This window comes from Thermostichus sp. OS-CIW-33, from assembly GCF_054059615.1.
In genome coordinates this window covers 1-13,240 of record NZ_JBSSCH010000023.1, presented here as the reverse complement: position 1 = coordinate 13,240, position 13,240 = coordinate 1, and the positions used below count along the sequence as shown (strand labels likewise).

Below are 13,240 nucleotides of genomic sequence, written 5' to 3'. Positions count from 1 at the left end.
AAAATAGGCTCAAAGTCGCTCGCCCGAACCTCTGCTCCACCGGCCAAAGCGGCTGGCATGCTGAAGCGCCAAATCCACGTAGTGCTGGGCGTGAAGGCGCAGTTGCTCGACCTCTTCCTCGGTGAGGGTGCGGATAACCTTGGCCGGGATCCCCGCCGCCAAAGAGCGAGGTGGCACAGACCGGGTGACCACCGCTCCAGCTCCCACCATGCTGCCCGCCCCGATGGTGACCCCGCTCAAGAGAACGGCCCCAATCCCGATCAGACATCCCCCCTCGATGTGGGCACTGTGGATGACCGCTCGATGGCCTATGGTCACTTCCTCGCCAATCAGGGTCGGCTGTCCGGGATCCCCGTGCAGAATGGCTCCATCTTGGATGTTGCTGCGGCGGCCAATGACAATGGGCGAGAGATCCCCCCGCAAGATGGCCCCGTACCAGATGCTCACCGCTTCCGCAAGTTGGACATCGCCGATCAGTGTGGCATTGGCGGCAATAAAGGCTGCCTGGTCGATCCCTCTCGGCTGCTGCTCTAACCCCACTTTCCAAACGCCCTTGGCAACGGCTTCCATTTCCCCAATCCTACTGCTACCGGGGGTGCGGCAATTCCAGACCTGCCCCAGCGCTCCGCGCCGCCTCCAGTCCCAGAAAAAGAGAGGAGCCAGGGATCCAGAAAATCAACCCGTCCCTTTGCTCCTGTTTCACCATTGTCAATCCATTGCACAATAGCAATGAGATATAAGCAACACATTTGGCTCATTGTCGATAGCTGTGGAAGCGTTCGTTAGATTAATTTCTAACTCTTGTAGGAGAGGGGCTAGGGGTGAGGGATTTTAGCTAAGCCTGCCGTTGCAGCAGGGGAGAGGATTCAGACGGTTGCAAGGGGCGAATGGCAAAGAAAGTTTCGTAGATGCAATCGCCAACGTGGTTCATTTGTAGCTGCAATTTGTCGAGAAACTCATGTAAGCCCTGCTCCATAATGTCGTCGATGGTCAGGTAGTCCAGCTCAGAACGCAGGCGGCCCAAAGCTCGCTCGCTGGGATCCCGCCAAGTATCGGCTGGGGTGCCGGTGATCTGGTGCAGGGATCGATCCGCATGAATAAGACAAAACTGAATGGAGCGGGGAAATTGCCGATCCAAAATCAGGAAAGAGGCCACCTCCCTGGGATTGATGCGGTGTTGGCGGCTGTATTTCCGATACATTTCATAAGCACTGGCCGACTTCAGCAAGGCGATCCACTGCAGCTCATCCAAAGCCGTGCCCACGTACTGCAGAGAGGGCAGCAAAATAAAATACTTAACATCCAAAATGCGCGCCGTTTTGTCCGCCCGCTCCAAAAGACGGCCAATCTGGCCAAAATGCCATCCTTCCCCATGGGTCATGGTGGCATCCATCACCCCGGCGAATAGGTGACTGGCCAGCTTCACTTCCGTGAAAAAATCATGGAGCTGACTCAGGTGGGGGCCTTGCTGAGCCGCTTCTTTGACCATCAAATAAAAGCGGTTGACCCGCTCCCACATTTCTGAAGAAATGACCTCCCGCACAGAACGGGCATTTTCTCGCGCCAGCCGCAAACAGGAAAGGATGGAGTTGGGGTAATCCCTATCAAAAGCCAGGAACTGGATGACCGTTTCTTGGGTCGCCTGGCCATAACGCTGGTAAAACAGCTCCTGATCCCCGGTGGTGTAGACGATGGGATCCCACTGCTGGGCGGGACCGCTGGGCAAGTCTAGGATGAGGTTGAGATTGACATCGATGAAGCGGGCGATGTTCTCGGCGCGCTCCACGTAGCGGTTGAGCCAGTAGATGGAATCGGCCACCCGACTCAGCATGCTGTTGCCTCCTCTGGAGTGTCTTGTCTCTGCGCTCCGTTCAAACCCAGCAGGCGGAGCAGCCGCCGCACCTTCACCAGCAGCACCCCCGTTAGGCCAGTCAGGATCCATCCTATCCAGTCGGCTGGGGTGCCCAGATAGCGCACCTCCACGCGATGATCCCCCGGTGGGATCCGCACCTGCAACAGCCCCACTCCGCTGTGCTCAGCAGACGTGAGGCGACCATCCACCTGTACCCGCCAAGCAGGGTAGTAAAAAGTGCGCAGGACTACCCATTGATCCTGATCGGTGGGGTTAACGGCCCGAAAACGACGGTAGCCATAGCGCCACTGCTCCACTTCCAACAGTGGCTCCAGATCGCTTTGTTCTCGTCCAAAGTTCACCATGTCGCCTTGCCACCGCAGCAGCGGATCCACCTCTGGGGGCGGCATGGGCAGCGTTGCCTGGCGAGGCCGGTATTCCAGCACATCCACCAGCGCCAGCCCGTCGGGAAAGCGCCAGTGCATGTGGAGAAAAGCAATGCCCGGTCGCTCCTGGGGCTCGTTGGGAAATTGCTTGGCGGCAGACAGCTCTTGAAAAGTCTGGATGGTTTGCGGGTCAAACCTGGCTCTGGACAAGACCTGCCAGCCCTGCCAGCTTTGTATCCCCATGGCCAGACCTATCCCCACAATCAAGAGGATCCTCCAGCCCTTTTGCCCCCACCCCCAGGCGGCCAGGGATCCCAAAAGCCAGGGCACCGTTACTGATGTCACCGCCATCCAGCGCCAAGAAAACTGAATGCGGCGCAGGGGCAAAACCCACTCGTAGAGCCAACCCAGCAGATCCGTCATCATCAGCAAGGCCACCAAGCTGGCCCCCAAGCTGTAGAGCAGGATCGCTTTGGCCAGGGGAGCATGGGATCCCAAGGCATCAAAGGACTCCGTCTCGTTAGCGCGAACGGAATGGATCGGGGTCATCCCCCTTGTCCTGCGGGCCAGCCATTCCCAGAAAACCAGGATCCCAGCACCCAAGACAACGGCCACCATCCAGATCCAGTACCCCACCAGGCCGCTCTCAAACCAGTGCTGCGTCAGTTGTGGCTGGAGCCGGGTCAGCCCACTCACCATCAAACGATGTTGGGGCATGTACTCTTCGACGAAATTGACGAAGTCCACCTGGATGAGGCGCTGATCCCAAAAGGCTGGCAGCAGATAAAACGCCGTCCACCCCAGCCCCAGCCCAAACCCCAAGTAGCAGCGCCCCACCCTGGGCCAGAGGGGATCCCAGCGGCTCAGCACCCACGGCAGGGGCAGCCAAGTTAGCGTAAAGACCAGCAAAGTGGGCAAGTGAGATAGGGCCAACAGGCCGTAGCTAATGGCTAAGGCCACAATCGGCCAAAGGGACTGGGGCCGGCAGATCACCTGGACTGAGGCCCAGAAAATCCAGGGGGAGACAGCAATGGCCCACACTTCCCCAATTGCCCCCCGTTGGTAAATATCCACCAGCCAATAGGGGCCGGCCATACCCGCCAGAGCCAAAACCAGGGCCAGAGCCCAGGGGATGAGTTGCCGGAGAAGGGCATACAGCCCTGTCCCGAAGACCGCCATTGCCAAGCCCATGCTGGCCACCAAAGAGGTGGGCATGTCCAGCCCCAGCAGGCGAAACGGCAAAGGGGCCACCATGCACAGAGGGGGATAAAAAGCAAAGGTGGGATTGCCGTAGCCGAAGTTGGAATACTCTAGCCAGCGGGGGTAGAACTGCCCGCTGAAAAACTGTCGCTGATACTGAAAGGCCCAACTGAGGTTGAAGTGAGTGGAGTGAGTCATGGGATAGCCCTGGCGCAGCATGGGCCAGAGCAGCACCCCAATGCCCACCAACAACCCTAGCCCAACACCCCTCTCTGGTTGTTGCAAAGCTTTCAGCATTTCTCGGCGTTATCCCGATCCTCTGCCTCGAAAGGCCCAGACTTCCCCCCATACTTGCGCAGCAGCCGGATGTGTTCGATCACCATCGTCTTCTCCAAGGCCTTGGCCATGTCGTATAGGGTGAGGGCAGCCACGGAAACAGCCGTCAGAGCCTCCATCTCCACCCCTGTTTGGGCGTTGGTTTTTACTGTAGCGGTGATCAGAAAGCCGGGCAGATGGGGATCCGGATTCAGATCCACGGTGACGCTGCTCAAGGGGAGAGGATGACACAGCGGGATCAGATCGGCGGTGCGCTTGGCAGCCATGATCCCGGCCAGCCGGGCTGTTTCCACCACATTCCCTTTGGGCCCTTGACCGGCCAAGATGGTCTGCAAAGTCGTTTCTGACATGCGCACCTGTCCTTGGGCAGTGGCCAAGCGGGCAACCATGGGCTTGTGTCCCACTTCCACCATTTGTGCTCGGCCAGAGGCGTCCAGGTGGGTGAGGGCTTGCCCAACAAAGGACTCTGTCCTGCTGGCGCGACTAGAACTCGAATCCGATGGCACCCCGGCCTCCCACAATCCTTGAGAGCTGAAGAGTTGGCTTAGGCTCCGATGAGGTCGGCAAATCGGCAACCAGACCCGCAGGGACTTGACAACTAGTAGCGAATCCAGGCATGGGCGGCATCAGAGAGCACCGGCACCTCGGCGTAGTGGCCGCGAATGTTTTGCACCCAGGCGTAGACGGTGATGGCAATCACCCCCAAGAGAGCCGTGGTGGCCAAAATGCTGACCATCGCCGCCAGGCCAAGGTTGCCGAAGAGTATGCCAAACGCCTGCATCAGCACCTGCACCAAGAACAAGGCAATGCTGAGCAAGAGCGCCTGGATGGTGTTGAAGCGAACAAAATGGGCTACGCGGGTGTTGCGGATCACCAGGAACAGCAGAGCCAAAAACACCCCCATTCCCAGCCAGCCCGTGGCCAGGGGCACCAGACGAAATAGGGGCGCAAAAATGGGGATCAGCCCTGGCAGAGATTGAAACAACCCAGAGGGCAAAAAGCCCAAGGGCAGAGCCGATACCAAAGGCAAAAGGTAGGGAAGGGATCCCCACAGCCGATTGATGGGAGTGATGTCGCCGCGCCAGGTCATAATCCGTCGATCCCTATTAGGTGCAGTGGCCATTGAAGTGAAGTTTGCTTGTCGGTGCGCTTCCAGGATCCTCACCAGCTAAAGATTCAGAGAGAGAAAGCAACACCCAAGCCTTGGGCTTATTGTAGTCGATGGATTTGGGTGGCTCAACGCGCTTGGCCGCAAGCTGGCTTCTGCTTTCCAGTGAGCAGAAAAACTCGAGGCCAAAACGTTCAGAGTGAGCGCTCCGATGAATCCAGGCTGATATAATCAACGGCAAATCCTGGCTGCATACCGGTTTTTCAGGTTCTCTACATTTTTCAGCTTCCACCATGAAGATTTCATCGTCTCCCGCTGCTCGCATCGTCGGAGCTTTTGTCTGGCAAGTTTGGTCTGGGCTGATGGGTTTTCTCAACGACCGTCTGTTGCCGGAGCGCTATCACATTCGGCCCGAAGCTTTGCCGGAGTGGATTGCCCAGGTGTGGGCAGGCTATCTGCGCTATCGGGAAGCCTCTCGTCCGGGGGCGATCCAGTTTCGCGGCTTGACGGTGGATCCCAGCCGAGAGCTGCGCTCGGCTTACCTCGGATCCCGTCCGCTCCGCTACCGCGGCTGCCCCATGGAGACGGTTGCCCGACCTGGGGATCCTTCTCCTACCGCCCAACCCATCCCTGAAAAGGCTTTTGTGCCCCCCTACTGGAAACTCCTCAATACGCTGCGCTTGAAGTTGAGCCTGGCCGATGTCGATTGCTATCCGGTCACTCCGGCCCTGCAGCGGGTTTACCGAGGTCGAGAGTTTTAACACCGCTCTGCTGCTCTGCACGACAGTGGAGTTTTAAGGCTGGGGATCCCCTTGTGGGCGGGGATCCCTTTTTGGACTTTGTTCGCGACAGCGGGACGGAGTCTCCGGATTGGACTTGTAGGTTTGGGTGCGGGTGGTTTCTCCTGAGGGGAAAGCTGAGAAAGACTGCAAAAAAACTTAAGGTCACTTTCCCGCTGTGGGATAGTGGATAAAGAAGAACATGGTGCTCCGCACCGCCAACGCAATGAGCCTTGTTATGTCCAAAAGCGGCGTGCTCCTACTGAACTTGGGGGGGCCAGAGACCCAGGCCGATGTGCAGCCCTTTCTTTACAATCTGTTTGCCGATCCCGAGCTGATCCGGCTGCCGTTTCCCTTCTTGCAGCGGGCCTTCGCCTGGGCCATCTCCACACTGCGGGCCGAAAAATCCCGCCGCAACTACGCGGCCATTGGGGGGGGATCCCCCTTGCGGCGCATCACTGCCGAGCAAGCGCGAGAACTGCAGGCCCACCTGGTGGCTGAGGGCTATGACGTGCCGGTGTATGTGGCCATGCGCTACTGGCATCCGTTGATCGAGTCGGTGGTGCAGCAGATCAAGTCGGATGGGATCACCCGCTTGGTGGTGCTGCCGCTTTACCCGCAGTATTCCATCAGCACGACGGGATCCAGCTTTAAGCTGCTGGATCGGCTCTGGGCTGAGGATCCGGAGCTGGCCCACATCGAGCGCTGCCAGATCTGCTCTTGGTACGATCAGCCTCAGTACGTGCAGGCGATGGCCAGAGCAATTCGGGAACAGTTGGATGGATTTGCCGAGCCCGAAGGGGTGCATGTGCTGTTCAGCGCCCACGGCATTCCCGAAAGCTATGTCACCGAGGCCGGGGATCCCTACCAACAGGAAATGGAAGCCTGCGTGCGGCTGATCTGGCAGCAGGTGGGACGCCCCAATGACCACACCCTCTCCTATCAAAGCCGGGTGGGTTCGGTGCGGTGGCTCCAGCCTTACACCGAACGGGTCATCCCGGAGTTGGGATCCCGAGGTGTGAAGCAGTTGCTGGTGGTGCCGATTAGCTTTGTGTCGGAGCACATCGAGACCCTGCAGGAGATTGACATCGAGTATCGGGAACTGGCCCATCGAGCTGGGATTGCCGATTTTCGCCGTGTGCCCGCCTTAAATACCGACCCTCTGTTCATTGCTGGCTTGGCGGCGCTGGTGCGGACTCATCTGCTCACTCCGGGCTTGGCAGCTCCTGCCTTTGTCCCTGCTGCTGTGGGCGGCTCGCTGCTGGAGCGGTAGGGAAAAACTCCGGGCATTTTATGAACGCTGACGCGACCAGACGAGGGCGCTGCCTGCACATCCATAAGCAATCCCCCCTCAAGAGAGAAAAGAGCAGAGAGCAAAGAGCAGAGAGCAAAGAGAGCGTATCCTCACCTCTCACTTCTCAATCCTCACTTCTCACTCCTCTCGTTGCTCCGCACCGCTGACGCGAATAGGAAGTCTTGATTAGGAATGACCCTAGGCCCGAGGAAAGCCTTGCTGACGAAGTGGCTGCTGACCTATTTCTACCAATGGCTGCCTTTCCCCCAAGAGTGGCTGCCGCAGGAAAGCTATTGGGTAGGGGGATCCCTGCGGGATGCTTACCTGGCTTGGCTGCGGAGCTGTGCTGCTGGGGATCCCGCTCGCGACGGTGGGATGGAGTCCTCAGCGTCGGTGGATTTGGACCTGATGTGCGCTGTGGATCCCGTGGGCTGGGCAGCGGCAGTGGCACGGCGGTTGGGGGCGGGCTTTGTGGTGTTGGATCCCGAACGGCAGATTGCCCGCATTGTGTTGGCAAAGTTGACCGTGGACGTGGGGCTGCAGGCGGGATCCACCCCTGAGGAGGATCTGAGGCAGCGGGACTTCACCTGCAATGCCCTGGCCTTGGATCTGCAAAGGGAGCAACTGCTGGATCCCACAGGCGGACAAGCCGATATTCGCCAGAGCCGGATGCGCATGGTACACCCCGACAACCTCAGCGCCGATCCGGTGCGGCTGTTGCGGGGTTATCGACAGGCGGCTCAACTGGGGTTTGTGCTGGATCCGGCTACGCAAGAGGCAATCCGGGAGCGGGCCCCCCTTTTGGCGAATGTGGCGGCAGAACGGGTGCGGGCAGAGATAGTGGCCCTGTTGGAGGCAGGGATCCCAGGGCTGGCTCACCTACAGGCGGCGGTGGCGGCGGGGTTGCTGCAGGCTTGGCTGCCCCACCTGAAGCCGGAAAGTCCGGGCTTCCCTCAAGCTCAGGCCGTGTGGGAGTGGGCCGGGCGCTGGCAACCGCTCTATCCCCGCACGCTGGCAGAGCTGGCCCAGCCCTTGACATCCTCACGCGAAGGGCGCGGCAGGCTGTTGGCAGTGGTGCTGGCAGCCTTGTTGTGGGATCCAGCGGGAACTGAGGACTCTGTCTTGCTGACGCGAACGGCAGAAAGGGTGGAAACCGAGCTGGAGCGGCTGCGCTTCAGCCGAGCGGAAATGCGGGCCATCCAAAAGCTACACCATCTTCTGCCTCAGCTTCAGCTTCTCCTGACGGACTCCCCCACCCCTGCGCAACAGTGGCGGCTTTATCAACAGGCGGGATCCCTGTTCGGTGGCCTGGCGCTGTTGGCGGTGGCTACGGGCGGCGACCCTCAAAAGCTGGAGTCTTGGCTCAAACGCTACGAAGACCCCCAGGATCCCCTGGCCCATCTGGTGCCCCTGCTGGATGGCCGCGATCTGCTGCACAGCTTGGGGGCTAAACCCGGCCCCTGGGTAGGCCAGTTGCTGCAAGACCTCCAGGAGGCGCAGGCTTGGGGGCAGATTCAAACTCGTGCCGAGGCGCTCTCTTTTGCCCGCCGGTGGCGTGGCCAGCAAAAAGACTAGCCGAAGCGATAGCCGAAGCCGCGCACCGTCACCAAATACTCTGGGTTGCTGGGATCCAGCTCCAATTTTTCCCGCAGCCAGCGGATATGCACATCGACGGTCTTGCTGTCGCCCATGAAGTCGGATCCCCAGATGCGCTCCAGAAGCTGTTCCCGCGTCCAAACGCGGCGGGGATTGGACATAAACAGCTCCAACAGGCGAAATTCCTTGGGGGAAAAACTCACCTCGACGCCCCGCACCAACACGCGGCACTCCTGGGTAAACATACACAGATCCCCGTAACGGAGCACCGTGGCATCGCTGGCTTGGGCCAGTTGTTGCCGGCGCAACACCGAGCGACAGCGGGCGATCAGCTCCCGCATGCCGAAGGGCTTGGTCAGATAATCGTCGGCCCCCAGTTCCAAGCCCACCACCCGGTCGGTTTCGCTACTTTTGGCCGTCAACATCAGGATGGGAATCGTGTTGCCCTCCCTGCGCAGCAGCCTGCACAGATCCAGACCGTTCAAGCTGGGCAACATCAAATCCAAGATCATCAAATCCAGCCGCTCAGCCGTATGTACCACCTCAAGGGCTTGCCGACCATCAGCGGCTTGTAAAACCTGATACCCCTGCTCTTCTAAAGCCAGGGCAACCGTTTCCCGAATGGCATCCTCGTCATCCACCACCAGCAGGGTCTCCAGATGGGGAGCAGCTTCCTTGGCTTGAGGAAGTGGACCGGTCATGGAGAGGGTTGCTTCCATACAGAACTCCGTTGCGCCTGCACGCAAGTGCTCCGCACCGCCGTCACGAACGCGGAAGCGTCACGTAGCAATCACTGCCTCACAGGGTGAGAAGGGCAAGTGCCGCCACCGTCAACAGCAGCCCCCCGATAGGATATCAAACTTCCAGGGCAGGCCAATAAAGAGAACAGGGGCGGACTGACTTGCACAGGGCCTTGAGACGGCGAATGGAACCGAAAGGATTCCAAAAACCTGCAATTCAGGATGATTGATTTAAGATCTCTAATGTGGAGCCGCCCCTACCCACGCCTCATGGTGCTCTGCACCCCTCCCGCGAACGGCAACTCACGCTTTAAGGACTCCGTCCCGCTGTCGCGATTGGCCGGAAACCGGTTATGTCTGCTTCCCCTTCTGCACTCTGGGCCACTGGCGGAGCCATTCTGCGGCTGTTGCGCTGGCACAAGCCGGCAGGGCGACTGATTTTGATGATCCCGGCGCTGTGGGGAGCTTTTTTGGCCGGACGGGGAACGCCCCCTTGGCCGTTGGTCGGGATCCTGATTCTGGGCAGTTTGGCCGCCAGCGGAGCGGGCTGTGTCATCAACGATCTTTGGGATCGAGATTTGGATCCGCTGGTGGAGCGCACCCGCCATCGCCCGTTGGCCAGCCGGGAGTTGACCGTTGGCGTCGGGATCCTGATGGCGGTGGTGAGTTTGGCCTGTGCGGCAGGGCTGGCGCTGTTTCTCAACCCGGTTAGCTTTGCCCTCTGTGTGGCGGCGGTGCCGGTAATTCTGCTCTATCCAGGGGCCAAGCGGGTGTTTCCGGTGCCGCAGTTGGTGCTGGCTCTGGCGTGGGGATTTGCCGTGCTCATCAGTTGGACGGCGGTGAGCGGCCAAGATGCCAACACACCCCTGTGGGAAGAGGGGCTGGGCTGGCTGTGGCTGGCCACGGTGTTGTGGACACTGGGATTTGATACCGTCTATGCTCTTGCGGATCGGGAGGACGATGAGCGGGCCGGGATCCATTCCAGCGCCCGTTTTTTCGGGCAGCGGACGCCGACGGCGGTGGGGCTATTTTTTTTGGGCACTGCCATCGCGCTGTTGGGGGTGGGGATCAGCCTACGGTTGCATGGAGTTTATTTTGTCAGTTGGGCCATCGCCAGCGTCCTCTGGGGCCGGCAAACCTGGCAGCTCCACCAAAGGAATGCCTCTCCCACCTTGTACCTGGCCATCTTCGGCCAAAATGTGGTGCAAGGGTTTATTCTGCTGGCGGGGATGATCGGCGGGTCCCTGCTGGCCTAAAGGATCCCTTGGCCTCTCGCATGGCCAGATGCCTCTCTGAAGAACGCCTTGCCCCTCAGCCGACGCTGGGGCTGCCTCTTTGGGAAGGGATCCCGACAAATCTCCGGACTGGCAGGAATCGGCCCAGGGCCATGGGCAAACGGTAGAATGAGACGATTAATTGCAGGATCCCAGCCTCCGATGGCCCCACTGAGCAGCGGTGAGCCTCCCTATGACATTCTTATTCTCTCAAACGGCCCTGGAGAGCTGACCACCTGGGTGCGTCCGGTGGTGATGGAATTGCGCCAGCAACTGCCTCAGGCACGTCTCTCCCTGGTGCTGTCCCCCTGCCCCCATGCTTCCGGGCAAGAGATGAAGATAGCGCAAGCGTTCGTCGACGTGGATCGGGTGCAGGATCCCGATTTTTTTCTGGCTTTTTTGCTTACTGGCCAAACCGAAGAAGCCTGGAATTGGGCCAAGCGAGGGGTGGTGCTGTTTCTGGGGGGGGATCAGTTTTTTGCCGTCTGGATTGCTCGCCGCTTGCGCTATCGGCTGGTGGTCTATGCTGAGCATCAACCCCGTTGGCGGCCTTGGGTACATGCTTTCGCCGTGCGAACCGAGGCAATCAAACGCCGCTACGATGGCGGACGGCTGCTGGGCCACCCTTGGGCCCACAAAATGCACGTTGTCGGGGATTTGATGGCGGATGGCGTAGCCAGCGCTGTCTATTTGCCGGGGGTGCCCCTTTCCGGCTGGCTTGGCAGCAGATCTCCTGCCGCTGCCTCCAAACCCACGGCAGGCTTTTCTTCCCCAACCCAAGCCTTTGGCCTGCTCCAAGATGCATCTCCCAGCTCCATCGGCGAGGGGGAGCCTGTAAGAACTGCGCCAGAGAGAGTGGGGAACCGCTTCACCGATGAAGAATTGCTACCGCGCGGCTGGCAGCGTCTGAGCGATGAGAACCGCACCCACTATCAGGTGGGGCTGCTCCCAGGCTCCAAGCCAGCCAAGCTCTCCTTGGGGGTGCCATTGGTGTTGGCTGTGGCCGATGAGCTGCGACAGATGCTGCCGAATGTCCGCTTTGTGATCCCGGTGGCCCCAGGACAAACCCCCCAGTCGTTGGCAGCCTATGCCCATCCCAAGCTCAATCCCGATATGGCTTTGATCTATGGCACCTCAGCCATTCTGGAGCAGACCAATCTGGGATCCCAGTTTGTTACCCCCTTTGGCAGCACGGTGCAATTGTGGACAAGCTTCCCTGCCTATTCTGTGCTGGCCAACTGTGATCTCTGTCTGACCACCATTGGCGCCAACACCGCCGAGCTGGCCTATTTGGGGGTGCCGATGGTTGTGGTGATCCCTACCAACAAGCTGGAGGCAATGCGCGCCTGGGATGGGATCCTCGGCCTGTTGGCCCACCTTCCGGGCTTGGGCACTTGGCTGGCCCGCGCCGTCAACAGAATTGCTCTGCGTTGGCTAGGTCACTTGGCTTGGCCGAACATCTGGGCAGGGCGAGAGGTGGTGCCAGAGTTGCGGGGCCATTTGCGCCCGGTGGCCGTGGCCGAGCAAATGCGAGTTCTGCTGGAAGATCCCCAGCGCCGTCAGCAAATGCAGACAGAACTGCAGCGGCTGGGGGGAAGGCCGGGAGCCGCGCAAGCCATTGGAGAACTGGTGGCTCAGCAGTTGAGTAAAGGCTAGGGCAGAAGGCAATTTGCTTGAGCTCGACCCAGTGGAGAGTTGCGCGAGGAGCTCCCTTGGCGCGATTGGAGATCTCTCCTTGCTGCCGGCAAAAAGTGCTAAAAGGGGAGTGGAGGTTCCTAAACGGAGACCATTCATGCTGACGGAGGCCGAGCAGTCGGCGGTGGAAAGCCCCAAAACGGGGGAGGGCAATTCTCTCCCTGCTGGCAAGCCGGAGCCAAAACTGGGGTTCTGGCAGCAATTTTGGGAGGATGTTGATTGTGTCTTCGATCGGGATCCGGCAGCACGCAATCGCTGGGAGGTCATCTTCACTTATCCCGGTGTGCATGCTCTGTTTTTGCACCGCATCGCCCACTGGCTGTGGAAACGGCGCTGGTTTTTCCTAGCGCGGCTGCTCAGCTTCTTGGCTCGTTCTTTCACATTGATTGAAATCCACCCGGCAGCCAAGATTGGGCGGCGCTTTTTCATTGACCACGGCTGTGGGGTGGTGATCGGTGAGACGGCAGAAATTGGTGATGATGTTACCCTCTACCACGGGGTCACCTTGGGGGGTACTTCCTGGAGCAAGGGCAAACGTCATCCCACCCTGGAAAACGGGGTGATTGTTGGCACGGGGGCCAAGATTCTGGGGCCGGTTCGCATTGGGGAAAAAGCTCGTATCGGAGCCAACGCGGTCGTGATTCAGGATGTGGCTCCCGGCATGACGGTGGTTGGGATCCCAGGCCGTGCGGTCATCCCGCCCCATCAGCGCCGCATCCCCGCCCATGGCATTGACCTGGATCACCATCTCATGCCTGACCCAGTGGGACGGGCTATCGAACAGTTGCTGCACCGTATCCAAGATCTGGAAGCCCAGGTGGCCCGCCTTAACCGGGAGCGGGAACAGGTCCGGCAGGATCAGGTGAGAGGCGAAGCAGAATATTCGTAAACTACCCGACCCTGACTGCTTCGCAGTACAGGGCGGGCTTTTGGTAGCCCTGCAGTTGGCAAGCCAACCACGAACCTCCAGGCTGGTTTAC

13 protein-coding genes are annotated in these 13,240 nt (G+C 59.6%); 6 read left to right on the top strand and 7 right to left on the bottom strand.

What is annotated here, in order from left to right; translation table 11 throughout:
• Positions 1 to 9 precede the first annotated feature (9 nt).
• The 6 genes from ACVWZG_RS12380 to ACVWZG_RS12355 all read right to left on the bottom strand — a co-directional run bounded on the left by ACVWZG_RS12380 (position 10) and on the right by ACVWZG_RS12355 (position 5,177).
• Entirely contained in the window at positions 10 to 570 is a 561-nt protein-coding gene (locus ACVWZG_RS12380) for a gamma carbonic anhydrase family protein (RefSeq protein WP_457407232.1), read from the bottom strand.
• Positions 571 to 835: 265 nt separating this feature from the next.
• On the bottom strand, positions 836 to 1,831 hold the full coding sequence (locus ACVWZG_RS12375; protein WP_011429917.1) for an alpha-E domain-containing protein: 996 nt from the start codon (positions 1,829 to 1,831) through the stop codon (positions 836 to 838).
• Positions 1,825 to 3,735: a hypothetical protein gene (locus tag ACVWZG_RS12370; RefSeq protein WP_457407229.1), complete on the bottom strand. Its 1,911-nt coding sequence runs from the start codon at positions 3,733 to 3,735 to the stop codon at positions 1,825 to 1,827. The genes ACVWZG_RS12375 and ACVWZG_RS12370 overlap by 7 nt, the downstream gene beginning before the upstream one ends.
• A complete protein-coding gene (gene moaC, locus ACVWZG_RS12365; protein WP_414522830.1) occupies positions 3,729 to 4,280 on the bottom strand; it encodes a cyclic pyranopterin monophosphate synthase MoaC in 552 nt (183 codons plus the stop codon). Before moaC ends, ACVWZG_RS12370 begins: the two co-directional genes overlap by 7 nt.
• Before the next feature lie 92 nt (positions 4,281 to 4,372).
• On the bottom strand, positions 4,373 to 4,864 hold the full coding sequence (locus ACVWZG_RS12360) for a Tic20 family protein (protein WP_457407227.1): 492 nt from the start codon (positions 4,862 to 4,864) through the stop codon (positions 4,373 to 4,375).
• Positions 4,865 to 4,880: 16 nt separating this feature from the next.
• On the bottom strand, positions 4,881 to 5,177 hold the full coding sequence (locus ACVWZG_RS12355) for a hypothetical protein (RefSeq protein ID WP_457407225.1): 297 nt from the start codon (positions 5,175 to 5,177) through the stop codon (positions 4,881 to 4,883).
• Between ACVWZG_RS12355 and ACVWZG_RS12350 the strand changes: the two genes are divergently transcribed.
• From ACVWZG_RS12350 to ACVWZG_RS12340, 3 genes are all read left to right on the top strand, one after another.
• On the top strand, positions 5,176 to 5,643 hold the full coding sequence (locus tag ACVWZG_RS12350) for a hypothetical protein (RefSeq protein ID WP_457407224.1): 468 nt from the start codon (positions 5,176 to 5,178) through the stop codon (positions 5,641 to 5,643). The two genes, ACVWZG_RS12355 and ACVWZG_RS12350, sit on opposite strands and share 2 nt — an antisense overlap.
• A 256-nt stretch (positions 5,644 to 5,899) precedes the next feature.
• Positions 5,900 to 6,934 (top strand): ferrochelatase, encoded by a 1,035-nt coding sequence (gene hemH / locus ACVWZG_RS12345; protein WP_457407246.1) that lies wholly within the window; start codon positions 5,900 to 5,902, stop codon positions 6,932 to 6,934.
• A gap of 237 nt (positions 6,935 to 7,171) precedes the next feature.
• Positions 7,172 to 8,530: a CCA tRNA nucleotidyltransferase gene (locus tag ACVWZG_RS12340; protein WP_457395195.1), complete on the top strand. Its 1,359-nt coding sequence runs from the start codon at positions 7,172 to 7,174 to the stop codon at positions 8,528 to 8,530.
• Here ACVWZG_RS12340 and ACVWZG_RS12335 read toward each other — a convergent pair.
• Positions 8,527 to 9,270, bottom strand: a complete 744-nt coding sequence (locus ACVWZG_RS12335) for a response regulator (protein WP_414406609.1) — start codon at positions 9,268 to 9,270, stop codon at positions 8,527 to 8,529. The genes ACVWZG_RS12340 and ACVWZG_RS12335 overlap by 4 nt on opposite strands.
• 374 nt (positions 9,271 to 9,644) lie before the next feature.
• On the opposite strand from ACVWZG_RS12335, the gene ACVWZG_RS12330 reads away from it, so the two are divergent.
• The 3 genes from ACVWZG_RS12330 to cysE all read left to right on the top strand — a co-directional run bounded on the left by ACVWZG_RS12330 (position 9,645) and on the right by cysE (position 13,149).
• Positions 9,645 to 10,547 carry a 4-hydroxybenzoate solanesyltransferase gene (locus ACVWZG_RS12330; protein WP_457395192.1) on the top strand — a complete coding sequence of 301 codons (903 nt, stop codon included), beginning with the start codon at positions 9,645 to 9,647 and terminating at the stop codon, positions 10,545 to 10,547.
• Between the two features lie 180 nt (positions 10,548 to 10,727).
• Entirely contained in the window at positions 10,728 to 12,221 is a 1,494-nt protein-coding gene (locus ACVWZG_RS12325; protein ID WP_457407222.1) for a hypothetical protein, read from the top strand.
• Between the two features lie 136 nt (positions 12,222 to 12,357).
• Complete coding sequence (gene cysE, locus ACVWZG_RS12320) at positions 12,358 to 13,149, top strand: serine O-acetyltransferase (protein ID WP_414343630.1); 792 nt, start codon at positions 12,358 to 12,360, stop codon at positions 13,147 to 13,149.
• Positions 13,150 to 13,240 lie beyond the last annotated feature (91 nt).

Excerpts from the sequence above, each read along its gene's own strand:
- ACVWZG_RS12355 (WP_457407225.1), bottom strand. The coding sequence starts at position 5,177 with ATGGTGGAAGCTGAAAAATGTAGAGAACCTGAAAAACCGGTATGCAGC.
- cysE (WP_414343630.1), top strand. The coding sequence starts at position 12,358 with ATGCTGACGGAGGCCGAGCAGTCGGCGGTGGAAAGCCCCAAAACGGGG.
- ACVWZG_RS12375 (WP_011429917.1), bottom strand. The coding sequence starts at position 1,831 with ATGCTGAGTCGGGTGGCCGATTCCATCTACTGGCTCAACCGCTACGTG.
- ACVWZG_RS12330 (WP_457395192.1), top strand. The coding sequence starts at position 9,645 with ATGTCTGCTTCCCCTTCTGCACTCTGGGCCACTGGCGGAGCCATTCTG.
- hemH (WP_457407246.1), top strand. The coding sequence starts at position 5,900 with ATGTCCAAAAGCGGCGTGCTCCTACTGAACTTGGGGGGGCCAGAGACC.
- ACVWZG_RS12360 (WP_457407227.1), bottom strand. The coding sequence starts at position 4,864 with ATGACCTGGCGCGGCGACATCACTCCCATCAATCGGCTGTGGGGATCC.
- ACVWZG_RS12380 (WP_457407232.1), bottom strand. The coding sequence starts at position 570 with ATGGAAGCCGTTGCCAAGGGCGTTTGGAAAGTGGGGTTAGAGCAGCAG.
- ACVWZG_RS12350 (WP_457407224.1), top strand. The coding sequence starts at position 5,176 with ATGAAGATTTCATCGTCTCCCGCTGCTCGCATCGTCGGAGCTTTTGTC.
- ACVWZG_RS12370 (WP_457407229.1), bottom strand. The coding sequence starts at position 3,735 with ATGCTGAAAGCTTTGCAACAACCAGAGAGGGGTGTTGGGCTAGGGTTG.
- ACVWZG_RS12335 (WP_414406609.1), bottom strand. The coding sequence starts at position 9,270 with ATGGAAGCAACCCTCTCCATGACCGGTCCACTTCCTCAAGCCAAGGAA.
- ACVWZG_RS12325 (WP_457407222.1), top strand. The coding sequence starts at position 10,728 with ATGGCCCCACTGAGCAGCGGTGAGCCTCCCTATGACATTCTTATTCTC.